The 17,062-nt window shown below is 63.4% G+C and carries 19 protein-coding genes and 1 tRNA gene; 3 read left to right on the forward strand and 17 right to left on the reverse strand.

The genetic code is table 11. The features are described 5' to 3' along the window. Positions 1 to 18: 18 nt before the first annotated feature. The 11 genes from ccoP to rplM all read right to left on the reverse strand — a co-directional run bounded on the left by ccoP (position 19) and on the right by rplM (position 9,450). Positions 19 to 918: a cytochrome-c oxidase, cbb3-type subunit III gene (gene ccoP, locus H607_RS0107690; protein ID WP_028874957.1), complete on the reverse strand. Its 900-nt coding sequence runs from the start codon at positions 916 to 918 to the stop codon at positions 19 to 21. A 1-nt stretch (position 919) separates the two neighbouring features. Then, positions 920 to 1,099 carry a CcoQ/FixQ family Cbb3-type cytochrome c oxidase assembly chaperone gene (locus tag H607_RS0107695; RefSeq protein ID WP_028874958.1) on the reverse strand — a complete coding sequence of 60 codons (180 nt, stop codon included), beginning with the start codon at positions 1,097 to 1,099 and terminating at the stop codon, positions 920 to 922. A gap of 16 nt (positions 1,100 to 1,115) precedes the next feature. Continuing rightward, complete coding sequence (gene ccoO / locus H607_RS0107700; protein WP_028874959.1) at positions 1,116 to 1,757, reverse strand: cytochrome-c oxidase, cbb3-type subunit II; 642 nt, start codon at positions 1,755 to 1,757, stop codon at positions 1,116 to 1,118. Between the two features lie 13 nt (positions 1,758 to 1,770). Further along, positions 1,771 to 3,213 (reverse strand): cytochrome-c oxidase, cbb3-type subunit I, encoded by a 1,443-nt coding sequence (ccoN, locus tag H607_RS0107705; RefSeq protein ID WP_028874960.1) that lies wholly within the window; start codon positions 3,211 to 3,213, stop codon positions 1,771 to 1,773. Positions 3,214 to 3,497: 284 nt separating this feature from the next. Then, positions 3,498 to 3,710 carry a cbb3-type cytochrome oxidase assembly protein CcoS gene (gene ccoS / locus H607_RS0107710; RefSeq protein ID WP_028874961.1) on the reverse strand — a complete coding sequence of 71 codons (213 nt, stop codon included), beginning with the start codon at positions 3,708 to 3,710 and terminating at the stop codon, positions 3,498 to 3,500. Between the two features lie 4 nt (positions 3,711 to 3,714). Beyond that, positions 3,715 to 6,177: a heavy metal translocating P-type ATPase gene (locus tag H607_RS0107715; RefSeq protein ID WP_028874962.1), complete on the reverse strand. Its 2,463-nt coding sequence runs from the start codon at positions 6,175 to 6,177 to the stop codon at positions 3,715 to 3,717. A gap of 40 nt (positions 6,178 to 6,217) precedes the next feature. Next, positions 6,218 to 6,985 carry a 3-hydroxyacyl-CoA dehydrogenase gene (locus H607_RS0107720; RefSeq protein ID WP_028874963.1) on the reverse strand — a complete coding sequence of 256 codons (768 nt, stop codon included), beginning with the start codon at positions 6,983 to 6,985 and terminating at the stop codon, positions 6,218 to 6,220. Between the two features lie 42 nt (positions 6,986 to 7,027). After that, on the reverse strand, positions 7,028 to 7,378 hold the full coding sequence (gene erpA / locus H607_RS0107725; RefSeq protein ID WP_028874964.1) for an iron-sulfur cluster insertion protein ErpA: 351 nt from the start codon (positions 7,376 to 7,378) through the stop codon (positions 7,028 to 7,030). A 78-nt stretch (positions 7,379 to 7,456) separates the two neighbouring features. Further along, entirely contained in the window at positions 7,457 to 8,491 is a 1,035-nt protein-coding gene (argC, locus tag H607_RS0107730; protein ID WP_028874965.1) for an N-acetyl-gamma-glutamyl-phosphate reductase, read from the reverse strand. A gap of 127 nt (positions 8,492 to 8,618) precedes the next feature. Then, the gene (rpsI, locus tag H607_RS0107735) at positions 8,619 to 9,011 is read right to left on the reverse strand and encodes a 30S ribosomal protein S9 (protein WP_028874966.1); all 393 of its coding nucleotides are present in this window, start codon (positions 9,009 to 9,011) and stop codon (positions 8,619 to 8,621) included. 10 nt (positions 9,012 to 9,021) lie between these two features. Beyond that, the gene (rplM, locus tag H607_RS0107740) at positions 9,022 to 9,450 is read right to left on the reverse strand and encodes a 50S ribosomal protein L13 (RefSeq protein ID WP_028874967.1); all 429 of its coding nucleotides are present in this window, start codon (positions 9,448 to 9,450) and stop codon (positions 9,022 to 9,024) included. 341 nt (positions 9,451 to 9,791) lie between these two features. Between rplM and H607_RS0107745 the strand changes: the two genes are divergently transcribed. After that, positions 9,792 to 10,211 carry an OsmC family protein gene (locus H607_RS0107745; protein ID WP_028874968.1) on the forward strand — a complete coding sequence of 140 codons (420 nt, stop codon included), beginning with the start codon at positions 9,792 to 9,794 and terminating at the stop codon, positions 10,209 to 10,211. Positions 10,212 to 10,230: 19 nt separating this feature from the next. Here the strand turns inward: H607_RS0107745 and coq7 are convergent, their stop codons facing one another. Beyond that, positions 10,231 to 10,872 carry a 2-polyprenyl-3-methyl-6-methoxy-1,4-benzoquinone monooxygenase gene (gene coq7, locus H607_RS0107750; RefSeq protein WP_028874969.1) on the reverse strand — a complete coding sequence of 214 codons (642 nt, stop codon included), beginning with the start codon at positions 10,870 to 10,872 and terminating at the stop codon, positions 10,231 to 10,233. Further along, on the reverse strand, positions 10,862 to 11,431 hold the full coding sequence (locus H607_RS12205) for an RNA pyrophosphohydrolase (protein ID WP_051240759.1): 570 nt from the start codon (positions 11,429 to 11,431) through the stop codon (positions 10,862 to 10,864). Before H607_RS12205 ends, coq7 begins: the two co-directional genes overlap by 11 nt. A 157-nt stretch (positions 11,432 to 11,588) precedes the next feature. Between H607_RS12205 and H607_RS0107760 the strand changes: the two genes are divergently transcribed. Together H607_RS0107760 and uvrA are read left to right on the forward strand one after the other, a co-directional pair. Further along, positions 11,589 to 11,661: transfer RNA gene (locus H607_RS0107760), tRNA-Lys, on the forward strand. A 51-nt stretch (positions 11,662 to 11,712) separates the two neighbouring features. Further along, positions 11,713 to 14,520: an excinuclease ABC subunit UvrA gene (uvrA, locus tag H607_RS0107765; protein WP_028874970.1), complete on the forward strand. Its 2,808-nt coding sequence runs from the start codon at positions 11,713 to 11,715 to the stop codon at positions 14,518 to 14,520. A gap of 66 nt (positions 14,521 to 14,586) precedes the next feature. On the opposite strand, the gene rplQ is transcribed toward uvrA, so the two are convergent. Genes rplQ through rpsK form a run of 4 tightly spaced genes read right to left on the reverse strand, consistent with a single transcriptional unit; the run spans position 14,587 to position 17,054 of the window. Beyond that, the gene (gene rplQ / locus H607_RS0107770) at positions 14,587 to 14,982 is read right to left on the reverse strand and encodes a 50S ribosomal protein L17 (RefSeq protein WP_028874971.1); all 396 of its coding nucleotides are present in this window, start codon (positions 14,980 to 14,982) and stop codon (positions 14,587 to 14,589) included. A 24-nt stretch (positions 14,983 to 15,006) separates the two neighbouring features. Beyond that, entirely contained in the window at positions 15,007 to 15,984 is a 978-nt protein-coding gene (locus tag H607_RS0107775; protein WP_028874972.1) for a DNA-directed RNA polymerase subunit alpha, read from the reverse strand. A gap of 38 nt (positions 15,985 to 16,022) precedes the next feature. After that, a complete protein-coding gene (gene rpsD / locus H607_RS0107780; protein ID WP_028874973.1) occupies positions 16,023 to 16,652 on the reverse strand; it encodes a 30S ribosomal protein S4 in 630 nt (209 codons plus the stop codon). Between the two features lie 12 nt (positions 16,653 to 16,664). Continuing rightward, complete coding sequence (rpsK, locus tag H607_RS0107785; RefSeq protein ID WP_028874974.1) at positions 16,665 to 17,054, reverse strand: 30S ribosomal protein S11; 390 nt, start codon at positions 17,052 to 17,054, stop codon at positions 16,665 to 16,667. Positions 17,055 to 17,062 lie beyond the last annotated feature (8 nt).

Here is a 17,062-nt window from a genome sequence, read left to right on the forward strand (position 1 = left end):
TCGTACTGACTGCAAACTTTACTGCTTGTGGCTCAGTCCCCACACGTAGGCGGTCAGGATATGGACCTTGTCCTCGCCCAGAAATTCGCCGAACGCTGGCATGCGGTTCTGGATACCGTTGGTCACGTTGGAGATGATCTGGGCCTCGGACGAACCCCACAGCCAGATGTCGTCGGTGAGGTTGGGCGCCCCGATGAGGGGGTTACCCTTGGCATCTGGTCCGTGGCAAACCGCGCAGTTCTCGGCAAAGACCTGTGCGCCACGCTCGGCACGCTGGGCGTCGTGCGACAGACCCGAGAGCGAGCGCACATAGTTGGCCACGTCCTTGATCTGCTCCGGATTGAGCACGTCCTTGAACGGAGTCATCACGCCCATCCGGCCATTGGTGATGGTCGCCTTGATGTATTCGGGCGAACCATCCCCGCCGAGCCAGTCATTGTCGGTGAGGTTGGGGAAGCCCTTCGCACCGCGCGCATCCGCCCCGTGACATTGCATGCAGTAGGTCTGAAAGAGTCGTTTGCCCATGGCCATCGCCTCGGGATCGGCTGCCACCGCCTTGACGTCCATGTTGCGATACTTGGCGAACTTCGGACCATACTGCTCATCGGCCTTTTTCATCTCCTGTTCCCACTGCCCCACCGAAGTCCAGTGGGCGATACCGGGGAACGACCCGAAACCGGGGTAGATGATGAGATAAGCGATGCCGAAGAAAATCGTCAGCCAGTAGAGGTACATCCACCAGCGCGGCAAGGGGTTGTTCCATTCCTGCAGTGTCTCGTCCCACTTGTGCGGCTGCAGCTCTCCGACCTTGCCGCTCGCCCGCATGTTGAAGGCGATGATGAAGACGCAGAACGCGATACTCAGCGCCACGAGCACCATCACGTACGCGTTCCAGAACCCATTGACGAAGTCTGCCATTTTAGTTCCCTTCCTTGTGATCGTTGGCGAGCACCGGGTCGTCGTCCTCGAGGAACGGCAGGCGCGAGGCCTCTTCGAACCCTGGCTTGGCGGAGCGGCTATAGGCCCAGGCGCAGATTCCGATGAAACAGAGGAATCCGGCCACGGTCACCGCAATGCGCACTTGGTCCACGATGTCCATCACGCCCTCCTTTCGCTTACTGGAAGTTCGACAAGGCGCGACCGAGGCCTTGCAGGTAGGCCACCAAGGCCTCCATCTCCGTCTTGCCTTGCAGCATCGACGGCGCCTGCGCGATCTCTTCATCGGTATAGGGATGCCCCAGCGTGCGCAGCACTTTCATCTTGTCCTGGATGGAGTTGATGTCGCGCTGGCTGATGGGCCGATCCAACCACGGAAAAGCCGGCATGTTGGACTCCGGCACCACGTCGCGCGGATTGCGCAGATGCGCGAAGTGCCAGTTGTCCGAATAACGCCCCCCGACACGGTGCAGGTCGGGACCCGTGCGCTTGGAGCCCCACTGGAAGGGACGGTCGTAGATGTACTCGCCGGCTACCGAGTAGTGACCATAGCGCTCCGTTTCGGCCCGGAAGGGACGGACCATCTGCGAATGGCAGTTGTAGCACCCCTCGCGGATGTAGATGTCACGGCCCGTGAGGCGCAGGGCGTCGTAGGGTTTGACGTCGAGCGGGTTACCCTGACGGTCGATCGGTTTCGTCGTCGAGTTCTGGAAGAACAGTGGCACGATCTCGACCAGACCACCGATACTGACCGTGATCAGGGTGGCGATGATGAGCAAAGTGACGCTACGCTCGATGATTTCGTGTTTGGAATTCGCCATGACTCATTCTCCCTCACGCATGGGCCGGAGCCAGCACCGGCGCATCGACGGGCTTGGAACCCGCGACGGTCTTGAACACGTTGTAGGCCATCACCAGCATGCCGGTCAGGAAGAGCAGCCCGCCGAGCACCCGGATCGTCCAGAACGGATAGGAAGCTTTCACCGCCTCGACGAAGGCATAGGTGAGCGTACCATCGGGGTTGGTGGCACGCCACATCAGACCTTGCATCACGCCCGAGATCCACATGGAAGCGATGTAGAGCACGATACCGATGGTCGCGATCCAGAAGTGCGCCGTGACCAGATCACGCGAATACATCTCGGTCTTGCCGTAGAGCCGCGGGATCAGGTAGTAGAGCGAGCCGATCGTCACCATGGCCACCCAGCCGAGTGCCCCGGAATGCACGTGCCCCACCGTCCAGTCGGTGTAGTGCGACAGGGCATTGACCGTCTTCACCGACATCATCGGCCCTTCGAAGGTCGACATGCCGTAGAAGGAGAGCGACACGATGAGGAATTTCAGGATCGGGTCGTCACGCAGTTTGTGCCAGGCACCGGAGAGCGTCATGATGCCGTTGATCATTCCCCCCCAGGACGGCGCGAGCAGGATCAGCGAGAAGATCATGCCGAGCGATTGGGTCCAGTCGGGCAGCGCCGTGTAGTGCAGATGGTGCGGGCCGGCCCACATGTAGGTAAAGATGAGGGCCCAGAAGTGCACCACGGAGAGCCGATAGGAATACACCGGCCGACCGGCTTGCTTGGGAACGAAGTAGTACATCATCCCCAGGAACCCGGCGGTAAGGAAGAATCCCACCGCGTTGTGGCCATACCACCACTGCACCATGGCATCCTGTGCTCCGGCATAGGCCGAGTAGGACTTCGGCGTGAGGATGCCGGCGGCGAGCACGGGAACTTCGGCGCTATTGACCACATGCAGCAGCGCCACGGCGATGATGAAGGCGCCGTAGAACCAGTTGGCGACGTAGATGTGGCTCACCTGGCGCTTGGCGATGGTGCCGAAGAACACCACGGCGTACGACACCCACACCAAGGTAATGAGGATGTCGATCGGCCATTCGAGTTCGGCATATTCCTTGGCCGTCGTAAAGCCCAACGGCAACGACAAGGCAGCGAGCACGATCACGAGCTGCCAGCCCCAGAAAGTGAAGGCTGCCAGCCCCGGCGCGAAGAGCCGCGTGTGACAGGTACGTTGTACCACGTAGTAAGACGTGGCAAACAACGCCGAACCACCGAAGGCGAAGATCACCGCGTTCGTGTGCAGCGGACGCAGCCGCCCGAAGTGGAACCACTCGCCGAGCTGGGGAAAATTCAGCTGCGGCCAGACCAGCTGGGCGGCGATCAAGACCCCGACCAGCATGCCTACGATGCCCCACACCACCGCCATGATGGCGAACTGGCGTACGACCTTGTAGTTATAAGTCGTTTCCGTTTGCATGGTCACCTCTCCAATGAGAACTTACCGAAATCACCCCGGCGCGTCCGCCGACTGCGACAGGCGGTAGGATACGCCGCATGTGTAAAGTCGTGTTGACTTCAGTCAACATTTTAGTCGATCGCTCGAGGGAAGGCAGAGAAAGGCTTGAGGAGGGAGCAAAAAAAAGGGCACGCCCCAGCGTGCCCCAACCCCAACAGAGAGACAAGGAACCCAAAACGGCTTGGTATCGCACCCAAACCGAGGAAGATTCTATTCCTTGTCTTCATAGAGGTTTTTGACACAAGTCAAACAACATCACTTTTTTCTTTGCCCGACGGTTTGCCCGTCGAAGGTGGCGTATCGTCAGTGGCCGCTTCGTCGCGATCGTCGAAGAGGATACGGTAAGCCGGCCCCTGCAGATCGTCGAACTGACCGCTCTTGACCGACCACCAGAAGACGAGCCCGATGACGAACACCAGCACCACGGACAAGGGGATAAGGATGTAGAGGCTTTCCATCGCTTCACCTCACGCGCTGCAGGCGCAGCGCATTGAGTACCACACCCAGGGAACTGGCCGCCATGCCGAGCCCCGCCATCCACGGTGTCACCCAACCGGCCATGGCAAAAGGGATGGCGAACAGGTTGTAGGCAAAAGCCCAGCGGTGGTTCTGCGCCACGACGGTGAGCGTGCGCCGAGCATGGCGCAACGCCCGGGCAATCCCGGTGAGATCGTCCCCAAGTAGCACGACATCGGCATTGAGCCGGGCAAGATCCGCCCCTCCGCCCATGGCCAATGAGACATGCGCCCCGGCGAGCACGGGGGCATCATTGACGCCGTCGCCGACCATGGCGACCACCCGCCCCGGCCGCGCCATCACCTCACGCAGAGCCTCGATCTTGCCCTCGGGCGTGAGGCCGGCCCGGACCTCGTCGATGGCGAGCGTGCGTGCCACTGCTTCCGCGATCTCCGGCGCATCGCCCGAGAGGAGATGGGTGCGCAGACCGAGTCCGTGGAGCTCACGCAACAGCGCCGGGGCTTCCTCGCGCAGGACATCGGACAGGCCAAAGACGGCGATCCAGCCGCTTTCGTCCCCTAGCGCCACGCGCGTGAGGGCGCGATCGTCCGGCACGCGTGGCAGCGCCTCGAGGGAAAGCCCCAGCGTTGACGCCACCCATTCGGAACGGCCGATGCAGGTCCGCTTGCCGGCGAGCCGGGCACTCAAACCCTGGCCGGTCACAGCCTCGAACCCTGCCAATGGCACATCCGCCGGCGTCGTCCCGGCGAAGGCGCGCGCGATGGGATGTTCGCTCGCGGATTCCAGCGCCGCCGCCAGCGCCAACGCTTCCTGTTTCTCATGGCCGGAAGCCGGCAGAACCGTCACCACCGCGAGTCGCCCCTGAGTCAACGTGCCGGTTTTGTCGAAAGCGATATCGGTGAGCCGTGCCAGCGTCTCGAGCGCGTGGGTACGCGTCACCAGCACCCCCGAACGCATCAAGGCGTCGGTGGCCGCCGTCAAGGCCACGGGAGTGGCCAGCGACAGCGCACAAGGACAGGCGACGACGAGCACCGAGACGACGATGGGAACGATGCGCGACGGGTCGATCGCTGCCCACAACCCGATGGTGAGGACGGCCAAGCCCAACACCGCGATGATGAAACGGCTGGCATAGCGATCGGCAAGCGAGGCAAGCGCCGGTTTTTCGCTCTGGGCCCGCTCCATCGCCCGGCGGATGGTGGCGAGCCGCGTCTCCTCGCCGACGCGCTCCACGGTGATCTCCAGCACCCCACCCCCATTGAGACTGCCGCCGAGCACCCGATCTCCTTCGCTCTTGGGAATGGGACGGCTCTCCCCAGTGAGAATGGCCTCGCTCACCTCGCTGTGTCCCAAACACACGCGCCCATCGACCGGGATGGTCTGTCCGGGACGCACCCGGATCCGGTCGCCCGGTGCGAGCCGCGCCACCGGCACCCGTTCCCAGCCACTCTCCTCCAGGCGTTCGGCCACGGCGGGAATGACCCGGGCAACCTCTTCCAGACCGCGCACGGCCCGCTGACGCGCAAGCATCTCGAGGAAACGCCCCCCCAGCAGGAAGAAGGCGAACATCGACACCGAATCGAAATAGACCTCGCCCCGCCCGCGGAGGGTGGCCCAAAGGCTGGCGAGGAAGGCCACGCCGATGCCCAAGGCCACCGGCACGTCCATGCCGATGCGTCCCACTTTCACATCGCGCCAGGCGTTGGCGAAGAACGGTCCGCAGGAATAGAACACCGCCGGCAGCGTCAGCACGAGGCTCGCCCAATGCAGCAAACGCTCGATGTCCGCCGGCATGTCCCCATCCCCCGCCAGGTACGTGGGGATGGCATACATCATCACCTGCATCGAGGCAAAGCCGGCCACGAACACACGCCACAGCATGGATCGCCGCTCGCGCTGAGCGACTTCCTCGGCCGTCTTCGGGTCGAAGGGATAAGCGCGGTAACCGATTTCGGCGATCGCCTTGAGGATACGCGACAGGCTGGTGCGCCCGGAATCCCAGCGCACCAGCGCGCGGCGGGTGGCGTAGTTGATCTCGACGTGGGTGACGCCGGGCTGACGGCGCAGATGCTGCTCATTGAGCCAGACACAGGCGGCACAAGTGATGCCTTCGAGGATGAGCGTCACCTCGCGTTCGTGCTCGCCCACCGCCCGCGAGACTTGTTCGGTGAGCTCGGGCAGATCGAAGGATTCAAGCTCACGCACCACATCGGGCAGAGCCTCGCGCACGGGTTCGGGCAGGGCATCGCGGTGGCGATAGTAATCGCCCAGGCCATTGTCGACGATGGCCTGGGCCACGGCAGCGCAGCCGGCGCAGCACATGCGCCGCGCCCGCCCGTCGATCACCACGGAAAAATGCGTCTGCGGCGGAATCGGCAGACCGCAGTGGTAACAGTTTGGATCAGCGTCCGCGGCGATCTCCGCCCGCTCGAGAAGGGTCTCGTTCATTACAGCCTTCGTACATGTCGGGCACCCCTACCGTCGCGACTCACTTTGCCCCCATGCGAATGGCACCGTCGAGTCGGATCACCTCACCGTTGAGATAGACGTTCTCGACGATGTGCCGCACCAAAGCGGCATATTCGGCCGGACGTCCCATGCGCGGCGGAAAGGGTACCATCTTGCCCAGGGACGCCTGCACGTCGGCCGGCATCCCCAACAGCATGGGCGTTTCCATGATCCCTGGAGCGATGGTCATTACTCTGATCCCCCACCGGGCCAGTTCACGTGCCGCAGGCAAGGTGAGCGACACCACTCCCCCCTTGGAAGCGGCATAGGCCGCCTGGCCGATCTGACCGTCGAAAGCGGCCACGGAGGCCGTATTGACGATGACACCGCGCTCGCCCTCGGCGTTGGGTTCGTTGGCACTCATGCGGGCAGCGGCCAAGCGCATCAGGTTGAAGGTGCCGATGAGGTTGATCTGGATCGTTCGGGCGAAGGATTCCAGCCGATGAGGCCCCTCCTTGCCGACGATCTTCTCGGCCGGAGCGACGCCGGCGCAATTGACCAGCACGTCGAGCCGGCCGAAGCGCTCATCTGCCGCCGCGACGGCCGCCTTGGCGCTCGCTTCGTCGGTGACGTCGGTGCGCACGAAATGCGCGTTGCTGCCCAACTCGGCAGCCAGCGCCGTACCCTTCGCCTCGTCTTGATCTGCAAGCACGGCCCTACCACCACCAGCCACGACCATGCGAGCCGTAGCTGCCCCCAGCCCGGAGGCGCCGCCGGTGATGAGAAACACTCCTCCTTCGATCTGCATCGTTCCCTCCTTTTTATCGTTCGTCGATTTCGGTCGCTCGCATCACACGGAGAAAGACTGCCCGCAGCCGCAGGTCGTGGTCGCATTGGGATTGCGGATCACGAATTGTGCTCCTTCGATCCCTTCCACGTAGTCGATCTCGGCGCCGACGAGATATTGGTAACTCATGGGGTCGATGAGCAGCGTCACCCCGCCCTTCTCGATCACGGCATCGTCTTCGGCCACTTCCTCGTCGAAAGTGAAACCGTACTGAAAACCGGAGCAGCCACCGCCGGTCACGAACACGCGCAGTTTGAGTTCCGGATTACCTTCTTCTTCGATCAGCTCACGCACTTTGGCGGCGGCGCTGTCGGTAAAGATGAGCACGTCGTCGGTCTGGGTTTCGGTCGTCATGATATGGGCTCCTCGTCAGGATCGTCGCAGAGGCGACGCGATTATGGACCGGAAACGGCGCTTGCCGTTCCCGTGAGTTCAAGGGCTTACCGGCACGAGGTCCAGTCCCACCGTCTCCGGGAAACCGAACATCAGGTTCATGTTCTGCACCGCCTGCCCCGCCGCGCCTTTCACGAGGTTGTCGATCACGGAAAGGACGACGACGATCTCGCCTCCTTGCGGCCGATGGACGGCGATGCGGCACACGTTGCTCGCGCGCACCGACCGCGTCTCCGGATGCGAACCGGTCGGCAGCACGTCCACGAAGGGCTCTCCGGCATAACGCTCGGCGAAAAGCGACTGCAGGTCGAGTGACGGGTCCGTGAGCCGCGCATAGAGAGTGGCATGGATGCCGCGGATCATGGGCGTGAGGTGCGGCACGAAGGTCAATTCCACCGGCAGGCCGCGGGCGATGCGCTGCAGCCCCTGGCGGATCTCGGGCAGATGGCGATGCCCGGCCACCCCATAGGCCTTGAAGTTGTCCGCCGCTTCGGCAAAGAGCGTATGGACTTCGGCCTTGCGCCCGGCGCCGGAGACGCCGGACTTGCAATCGGCCACCAGCCAGTCACGTGCCACGGCATTCGCCTCGAGCAGCGGCAGAAAGCCGAGTTGCACCGCCGTGGGATAACAACCGGGGTTGGCCACCAGACGCGCCCGGGCGATGGCCTCGCGCTCGACTTCCGGCAAACCGTAGACGGCTTCTTCGAGGAGCTCAGGCGCGGCATGCGCCATGCCATACCAGCGCTCCCATTGGTCGACGTCAGTCAGGCGAAAATCGGCCGAGAGGTCGATGAGGCGCACCCCTGCGTCCAGCAGCCGCCGCGCCTCTTTCATGGCCACGCCATTCGGGGTGGCAAAGAAGACGAGGTCGCAACGATCGAGTCTTGCCTCGTCCGGAGTCGAGAAACGCAAGTTCACATACCCCCGCAGGCTGGGAAACATCTCGGCCACTGGCATGCCGGCCTCGGTACGCGAAGTGATCGCCTCGAGCGACACCTCGGGATGGCGGCTGAGCAGACGCAGCAATTCCACGCCCGTATAGCCCGTGCCGCCAACGACTCCCACCTTGATCATCGTTCGACCTCCAAAGATCCCAAGGCACGATTATCGCCCGGGTACGGTCAAAAATCGAGAGCCTGGCCTGAAAACGACGAAAGCCACCGCAAAGGTGGCTTTCTGGATGTTGCCGCAACGGCGAAGATCAGCGCTTGGAGAACTGCTTGGCGCGACGAGCCTTGTGCAGACCGACTTTCTTACGCTCCACTTCGCGCGCGTCGCGGGTCACGAAGCCGGCCGCCCGCAGCTGCGCCTTCCACTCGGGGTTGTAGTCGATGAGCGCCCGGGTGATGCCGTGGCGCACCGCGCCGGCCTGACCGGATTCACCGCCGCCATCGACGTTGACCATGATGTCGAACCGATTTTCGACTTCGAGCAGGCTCAGCGGCTGACGCACGATCATGCGCCCCGTCTCGCGCGAGAAGAACTCGTCGAGCGGCTTGCCATTCACGACGATGTTGCCCGAACCCGGCTTGATGAACACGCGAGCGACGGCTTCCTTGCGCCGCCCCGTGCCGTAATTGTACGAAACCGCCATCGCTGACTCCTCAGATTTCCAGCACTTTGGGCTGCTGCGCGGCGTGCGGATGCTCGGCGCCGGCGTAGCACTTGAGCTTTTTCAGCATCGCATAGCCAAGCGGCCCCTTGGGCAGCATGCCCTTGACCGCCTTCTCGAGCACGCGCTCGGGATGACGCTGCAGCAACTTCTCGAACGTCGTCTCATAGATACCGCCGGGATAACCGGAGTGGCGGTAATATTTTTTGTCGGTAGCCTTGTTGCCCGTGACACGGATCTTGTCGACGTTGACGACGACGATGTAATCGCCGGTATCGACGTGGGGGGTATAGATCGCCTTGTGCTTGCCACGCAGGCGGCGGGCGATCTCGGCCGCGAGCCGACCCAGCACCTTGCCCGACGCATCGACGACGAACCAGTCACGCTTGACTTCGTGCGGCTTGGCGGAAAACGTTTTCATGCGTATCCTCGATCATCTCAGGCCTGAGTCTGGCCCTTCTGGAAAGCAGGTGATGTTAGCGCAAGGACGGCGTCCTTGTCAATTGCAAGCGAGCAGCAAGCAAAAAAAAACGCCGCCTCATGGAGGCGGCGTTCAATCCACACCAAAGGAGGAGGGTGGAGGAGACACCGGTCGAACCACACAAGTCGTGATCCGTTGGTGCGTATACTAGTGACCTCCGACGAAAAAAGCAAGAAAAAAATGGCGCACTGCACAATAAACTTTTCGATCACAAAATCAACCCAGCTTATCCGCAAATCCCCTACAATTCTGCATTGCGCAAACCACGAGGGAAGATCGACATGGAATGCACGGTTCGCTGGATCGAGGGCCGCACTTTTCTGGCAGAAACAGGGTCGGGACATTTGGTGGCGATGGATGGAGCCCCGGAGGCAGGCGGCCGCAATCTCGCGCCACGCCCCATGGAGCTGCTGCTCGCCGGCGCCGGCGGTTGTACCGCCTTCGACATCGTGATGATCCTGGAAAAAGGGCGTCAGGTCGTGAAAGGCTGTGAAGTACGGCTCGAAGCCGAACGCGCCCCGAGCGACCCCAAGGTATTCACCCGCATCCGTTTCCATTACGTCGTGCGCGGCCGAGGACTGGATGCGAACCGCGTCGAGCGGGCGGTGAAGCTCTCGGCGGAAAAATACTGCTCGGCCTCGATCATGCTCGGCAAGACCGCCGAACTCGAGCACACCTGGGAAATCGTCGAGGAAGAGTGACCCCGCCGCAGGCGGCGATTCAAATGCGGTAGGCGAGCATCGTCATCACCCTGGAGGCCAAGCGCATGGCACCGCGGATCGGCGCCGGCAGTGGACGTGCACCGAGCGACTCGGCGAGTTGGGCATGCCCCGCCTCATCCTCCTTCATCTGTTCGAGAATGGCGCGGCTGCGCCGATCCTCTGTCGGCAGCGCCTGCAGATGCCCTTCGAGATGGCGTTCGACCTGGCGCTCGGTCTCGGCGAGAAAACCGAGATTCCAATCGTCCCCCGCCGCCCCTGCCGCCACACCGATCGCCAGAGAACCCAGATACCAAAAGGGATCGAGCAGGCTGGTCCGTCCGCCGAGCTCGCGCAGACGCGCCTCGGTCCAGGCAAGGTGGTCGACCTCCTCGCCGGAAGCGCGGCGCAGCGCCTCGCGAATCGAGGGGTCGCGACTGGTGAGCGCCTGCCCCTGGTAGAGTGCCTGGGCACAGATCTCGCCGGTGTGATCCACCCGCAACAGCCCTTCCACGTGCCGACGCTGCGCCTCGTCGAGTGGACCGCCAGGCAAATCGGCACCGGGCATCGGCCGGGCGCCTCTTGCTGGGGCAAAAACCGTGCGCAGGGCGCGATCGAATTCGACGATCGCCCGGTCGAGCGCATCGAGTCGCTCAGCGTCCATGTCGTTCCTCCAGTGCCGAAACCACGGGAAAATCGGGGGGGATCTCTTCGATCAGTTCACGATACTGCGGCTGGGTGTGCGGCGGCGGCACGTCGAGATAGCGCGAAAGTTCGATGAGAGCAAGCTGGTAGACGCGGCGCTTGAAGGCGATCACCGCATCGAGCGGCACCCAGTAGTGCGCCCAACGCCAGGCATCGAACTCGGGATGTGACGTCGCACGCAGACAGACGTCGGAGTCCCGCCCCACGAGGCGCAGAAGGAACCAGATCTGCTTCTGCCCGCGATAGACGTTACGCCACTGGCGCTTCACCCAGCGCCGCGGCACATCATAGCGCAGCCAATCGCGCGTGCGCCCGAGGATGCGGACGTGCTGCGGCAGCAGACCGACCTCCTCATGCAGCTCGCGGTACATCGCCTCTTCCGGCGTTTCCCCTTTCTTGATGCCTCCTTGCGGAAACTGCCAGGAATGTTCGCGTATGCGTTTGCCCCAGAACACCTCGTTGCGCGCGTTGACGAGCACGATGCCGACATTCGGGCGGTATCCTTCCCGGTCGAGCATGGTCGTTTCCTCGATTCTTCGTTGCTGCTATTGTTCCATAATGAGGCGCCAAAGAAAAGCGATGGCTCATCTCCTTGATTCCTCACTCAAAACGACGAGACGTAAAAACTGCTTGACAGTTCTCCGCGGGATTACCTATAATTTCGCCTTCTTCGACGGGTCGTTAGCTCAGCCGGTAGAGCAGCGGACTTTTAATCCGTTGGTCGCAGGTTCGAATCCTGCACGACCCATCTCCAGCGCACGAATTTCCCGATGCATTCGCATCGCCTAGCCGCCTCTCCATGGCTTTCATCCGTATTCGCGGCGCGCGCACCCACAATCTCAAGAACGTCGATCTCGATCTTCCCAAACATCGGCTGATCGTCATCACGGGTGTGTCGGGCTCCGGAAAATCTTCGCTTGCTTTCGACACGCTCTATGCCGAGGGACAGCGACGCTACGTCGAATCGCTCTCCACCCAGGCGCGCAAGTTCCTCGACCAGTTGCCACGGCCCGACGTCGATGCGATCGAAGGGCTCTCGCCCGCGATCGCCATCGAGCAGAAGACGCTCACGCCCAGCCCCCGCTCGACGGTGGGAACGCTCACCGAAATCCACGATTACCTGCGGCTGCTCTTTGCTCGCCTGGGTACTCCCCACTGCCCGGAACATCCCGAGGTGGCGCTGACGCACCGCTCGGTGAGCGATTTCGCCGAAGCATTGCTGCGTACCTTGCCGCAGCGGCGTATCGCCCTACTCTCGCCGCTCGCGATAGAGGGAGAAGCCGCCGCCGCGCTCGCCGCATTGCGGGCGCAGGGGTTCACGCGGCTCGAAGTCGAGGGCGAATTCGTCGAACTCGATGGCCTGAAGGAACTCCCTGCCGAGCCGGTGCGACTGGTCATCGATCGGCTGCGCGTGCGCGACGAGGCAAGAGCCCGGCTGGCCGATTCGCTCGAACTGGCGCTCAAGATGGGGCACGGGCGCTGCCTCGTGCGCGACCTCGACGCGGACGAAGAGACAGTCTTCAGCGCCACGCCTTCCTGCCCTCGCTGCGGTTTCACCGCCCCTGCGCTCGAACCCCAGCTCTTCTCCTTCAATCATCCGGCCGGCGCCTGTCCGGTGTGCGAAGGGACAGGACGGCAATGGACGCTGGACGCCGAGCGCCTGGCATCCGGCAGGCGCAGCTTGCGCGAGGGGGCTCTGCCTGGCCTCGACCCCGCCAACCCTTTCGCGGCGCGGCTCTTGGAGGATCTGGCGGCGCATCGTGGTTTTTCCCTGGATACGCCTTGGGAAGAGCTACCGGAAGAGGTCCGTCGGTTCCTGCTGTACGGTTCGAATGGCGAAGCGATCCCTTTCCGCTATCCCCTCGATCGGGGACGGACGGTTTTGCAGTCCCACCCTTTCGAAGGATGGATTTCGTATCTGGAACGGCACCATCGCCCCGACGAGGAAGGGGGTCGCAAAGGGAAAGGACCGGAGTTGCCGTGGCAGGAACTACCCTGCCCCGCCTGCGGCGGCAGCCGTTTGCAGCCTTTTGCCCGTGCGGTGCGCGTGGCGGGCATGAGCCTGCCGCAGCTCACGGCGCTGCCCTTGTCGGCCTGCTCGGTCGCGATCGAAAGCATCGCCTCCACCTGCGGGGCGCATCCGGTGGCCGAGCTGACGCTGGAGGCGATCCGGTCACGCCTGCGCTTCCTCCTGCACGTCGGGCTCTCCTACCTGACGCTCGATCGCGCCTCGCACACGCTCTCCGGCGGGGAAGCGCAGCGCATCCGGCTCGCCAGCCAGGTGGGCTCGGGACTCACAGGGGTACTCTACGTGCTCGATGAACCTTCCATCGGACTGCATCCGCGCAATCAGGACGACTTGCTGCGCACCCTGGAGGAATTGCGCGATCTGGGTAACACCGTGGTCGTGGTCGAACACGACGAAGCGACGATTCGCCGCGCCGACCACGTGGTGGAAGTCGGCCCGGGCGCCGGACGCGAGGGGGGTGAGATCCTCGTCTCGGGGCCGTTGTCGGCGCTACTCGCCTCTCCGCGTTCCCGAACCGCGCCTTATCTGCAGCGGCCCTTGCACGTGCCGCATCGGCCTCGGCCTCCCAGCGAAGACGGGCCGGCGCTGCGGCTGGAAGGCTGCCACGCCCATAATCTGCAGGGGATCGACGTCGAGATCCCTCTTGGGCGCCTCGTCGTCGTCACTGGGGTCTCCGGTTCGGGGAAGTCCTCCCTCGTCGAAGAAACGCTGGTCCCCGTCGTGCACGATCACCTCGCGGGACGCCCCAGCCGCGCTCCTTGCCGCAGCGCTGCGGGGTTGGAGACGATCGACAAGCTCGTCCTGGTCGACCAGACGCCCATCGGACGCACGCCGCGCTCGAATCCCGCCACCTACACGGGCATCATGGACGGGATGCGCGAGCTTTTCGCCGCCACGCCCGAAGCGCGCGCCCGCGGCTACCGGGCTGCCCGCTTTTCCTTCAACCTCAAAGGGGGACGCTGCGAAGTGTGCGAAGGTGAAGGCTATCGGCGCGTCGACTTGCAGTTCCTCCCCGACGTCTATCTGCCCTGCGAATCCTGCGGTGGAAAACGCTACAACCGCGAAACGCTGGAGATCCGTTATCGGGGACTGAACATTGCCGAGGCGCTTTCGCTCACGGTGGAAGAGGCTCTGCATCCCTTCGGCTCGCACCCGGCGCTACGGCGCAAACTGGAGACCCTGCACGCACTGGGACTGGGCTATCTGCCGCTCGACCAATCGGCCACGACCCTTTCCGGCGGCGAAGCCCAACGGCTGAAACTCGCCGCGGAGCTGATGCGTCGCGACACGGGGCACACCCTGTATGTGCTCGACGAGCCGACCACCGGGCTACACTGGGTCGATGTCGAGAAACTCCTCACCGCCCTCTTCGCCCTGCGCGATCGGGGTAACACCGTGGTGGTGATCGAACATCAGCTCGACGTGATCGCCCATGCGGATTGGGTGATCGATCTGGGCCCCGGAGCGGGGGAAGAAGGCGGCCGGATCGTTGCCTGCGGCACGCCCGAGGCGATCGCCCGGCATCCCGACTCCGTGACCGGACGCTACCTCGCCGAGCGGCGGATCGGTTCAGCGTAGAAAAACGAACGCCGCACCCTCGAAAGGATGCGGCGCCCGGCATTCCTCCCCGCCAGGGAAGGGCGATCAGCTCGCGCTTTGGGCGGCGGCTGGCGTTTCGGCAGGCGCCCGGTCGACCAGTTCGATGATCGCCATCGGGGCGTTGTCACCGTCGCGGTAGCCGAATTTCAGCACGCGGGTATACCCGCCGGGGCGATTCTGCACGCGCGGGCCGATCTCGTTGAAGAGCTTGAGCACGATTTCCCGATCGCGCAGGCGGGCAAAGGCCAAGCGATGGTTGGCGAGCGTCGGTTTCTTCGCCAGCGTGATGAGCGGCTCGACGAAGCGGCGCAGCTCCTTGGCTTTGGGCAGAGTGGTCTTGATGACTTCCTCGCGCAGCAGGGCGTTGGCGAGATTGCGCATCAACGCCTGGCGGTGGCTCGTCGTGCGGTTGAGTTTGCGATATCCGTTTCCGTGACGCATTTTTCTTTCCTCGTGCGTTGTCCGTCAGCCGAGTTTTTCCAAACCGGGCGGAGGCCAGTTTTCCAATTTCATCCCCAGCGTCAGGCCATGCGCCGCGAGCACTTCCTTGATCTCGTTGAGCGACTTGCGACCGAGATTGGGGGTTTTCAGGAGTTCCTGTTCGGTGCGCTGGATCAGGTCACCGATGTAGTAGATGTTCTCGGCCTTGAGGCAATTGGCCGAGCGCACCGTGAGCTCGAGATCGTCGACCGGGCGCAGCAACAGCGGATCGATCGCCGCACCGCTTTCGGTACGGGCAACGGGCTGACGCCCTTCGAGATCGGCAAACACGGAGAGCTGATCGACTAACACCCGTGCGGCATAGCGGATCGCCTCTTCCGGATCGATCGAGCCATTCGTTTCCAGCTCGAGCACCAGACGGTCGAGGTCGGTACGCTGCTCGACCCGGGCACTCTCGACGGTATAGGCGACGCGGCGCACCGGGCTGAAGGAGGCATCCATCAGGATGTGACCGATGGCACGATCGCCCTCCGTCTTGCGTGCGGAGGCCGGGACATAACCCCGGCCGCGCTGGACACGGATCTCCATCTCCAGGCGACCGCCCTCTTCGACGTGGGCGATCACGTGGTCTCCATTGATCACCTCGACCCCATGGCCGAGTTGGATGTCAGCGGCGCGAACCACCTTGGGGCCCACGGCCTCGAGACGAACGGTCGCGTCGTCGCGCTCATGCAAGCGGAACACGACGCCTTTGAGATTGAGCAGCAGATCGACGGCGTCTTCCCGCACTCCTTCGATCGTCGAATACTCGTGCAGCAGGCCGGTGATGCGCACCTCGGTGGGCGCGCACCCCGGAAGGGCCGCCAGCAGCACGCGCCGCAGCGCGTTGCCCAGCGTATGGCCGAACCCGCGCTCGAACGGTTCCATCGTGACGCGCGCCAACACCGGCGACAGATTTTCCACGTCGATGCTGCGCGGTTTCAGCAGGCTATCCAAAGACATCGATGCGTATCCTCAGTTTCTCGCCCTGCGAGGGGAGCTTATCGCGAGTAGAGTTCGACCACGAGGTTTTCGTTGAGCGTGGGCGAGAGCTCGGCGCGCTGCGGATAGGCCTTGAACACCCCTTTGCCCGCCTGCACGTCGACTTCGAGCCACTCGGGGAAACCCCGCTGCGCGGCCGCCTCCAGCGCCGCCTTGACGCGGAGCTGAGCACGAGCCTTCTCGGTGAGTTCGACCACGTCGCCCGGACGCACCAGGTAGGAGGGAATGTTCACCCGGCGACCGTTGACCATCACGCCATTGTGGCGCACGACTTGGCGCGCCTCGGCGCGCGAAGCCCCGAAGCCCATACGGTAGGCCACGTTGTCGAGCCGTCCTTCGAGCAGCTGCAGCAGGTTCTCACCGGTCTGGCCACGGCGGCGGGCCGCCTCGGCATAGACGCGACGGAATTGGGTTTCCAGCACGCCATAGAGACGGCGGATCTTTTGTTTCTCACGGAGCTGCTGACCGTATTCGGACAGGCGCTGCCCAGAGGTTTGACCGTGCTGACCGGGGGCATAGCTGCGACGCTCGATCGCGCACTTGTCCGTGAAGCATTTTTCCCCTTTGAGGAAGAGCTTTTCGCCTTCCCGCCGGCACTGCCGGCACTTGGGATCGAGATTACGTGCCACGTTCGACTCCTGTTAGATCCGACGTTTCTTGGGCGGGCGGCAGCCGTTGTGCGGGATCGGCGTCACATCCTGGATGCTGGCGATACGGATCCCGAGCGCGGCAAGCGCCCGCACCGACGATTCGCGCCCCGGACCGGGCCCCTGCACGCGCACTTCCAGGCTCTTGATGCCGCACTCCTGGGCTGCCTTGCCGGCGGCGTCGGCCGCCACCTGGGCAGCAAACGGCGTGCTCTTGCGCGAACCTTTGAAACCCGCCGAACCGGACGATGCCCAGGACAGCGCATTCCCTTGGCGATCGGTGATCGTGATGATCGTATTGTTGAAGCTCGCGTGAATATGGGCGATACCTTCCGCGACATTCTTTTTGACCTTGCGGCGCACCTTCGTCGTAGTCTTAGCCATGGAACGAC

Source organism: Tepidiphilus margaritifer DSM 15129, from assembly GCF_000425565.1.
GTDB lineage: Bacteria > Pseudomonadota > Gammaproteobacteria > Burkholderiales > Rhodocyclaceae > Tepidiphilus > Tepidiphilus margaritifer.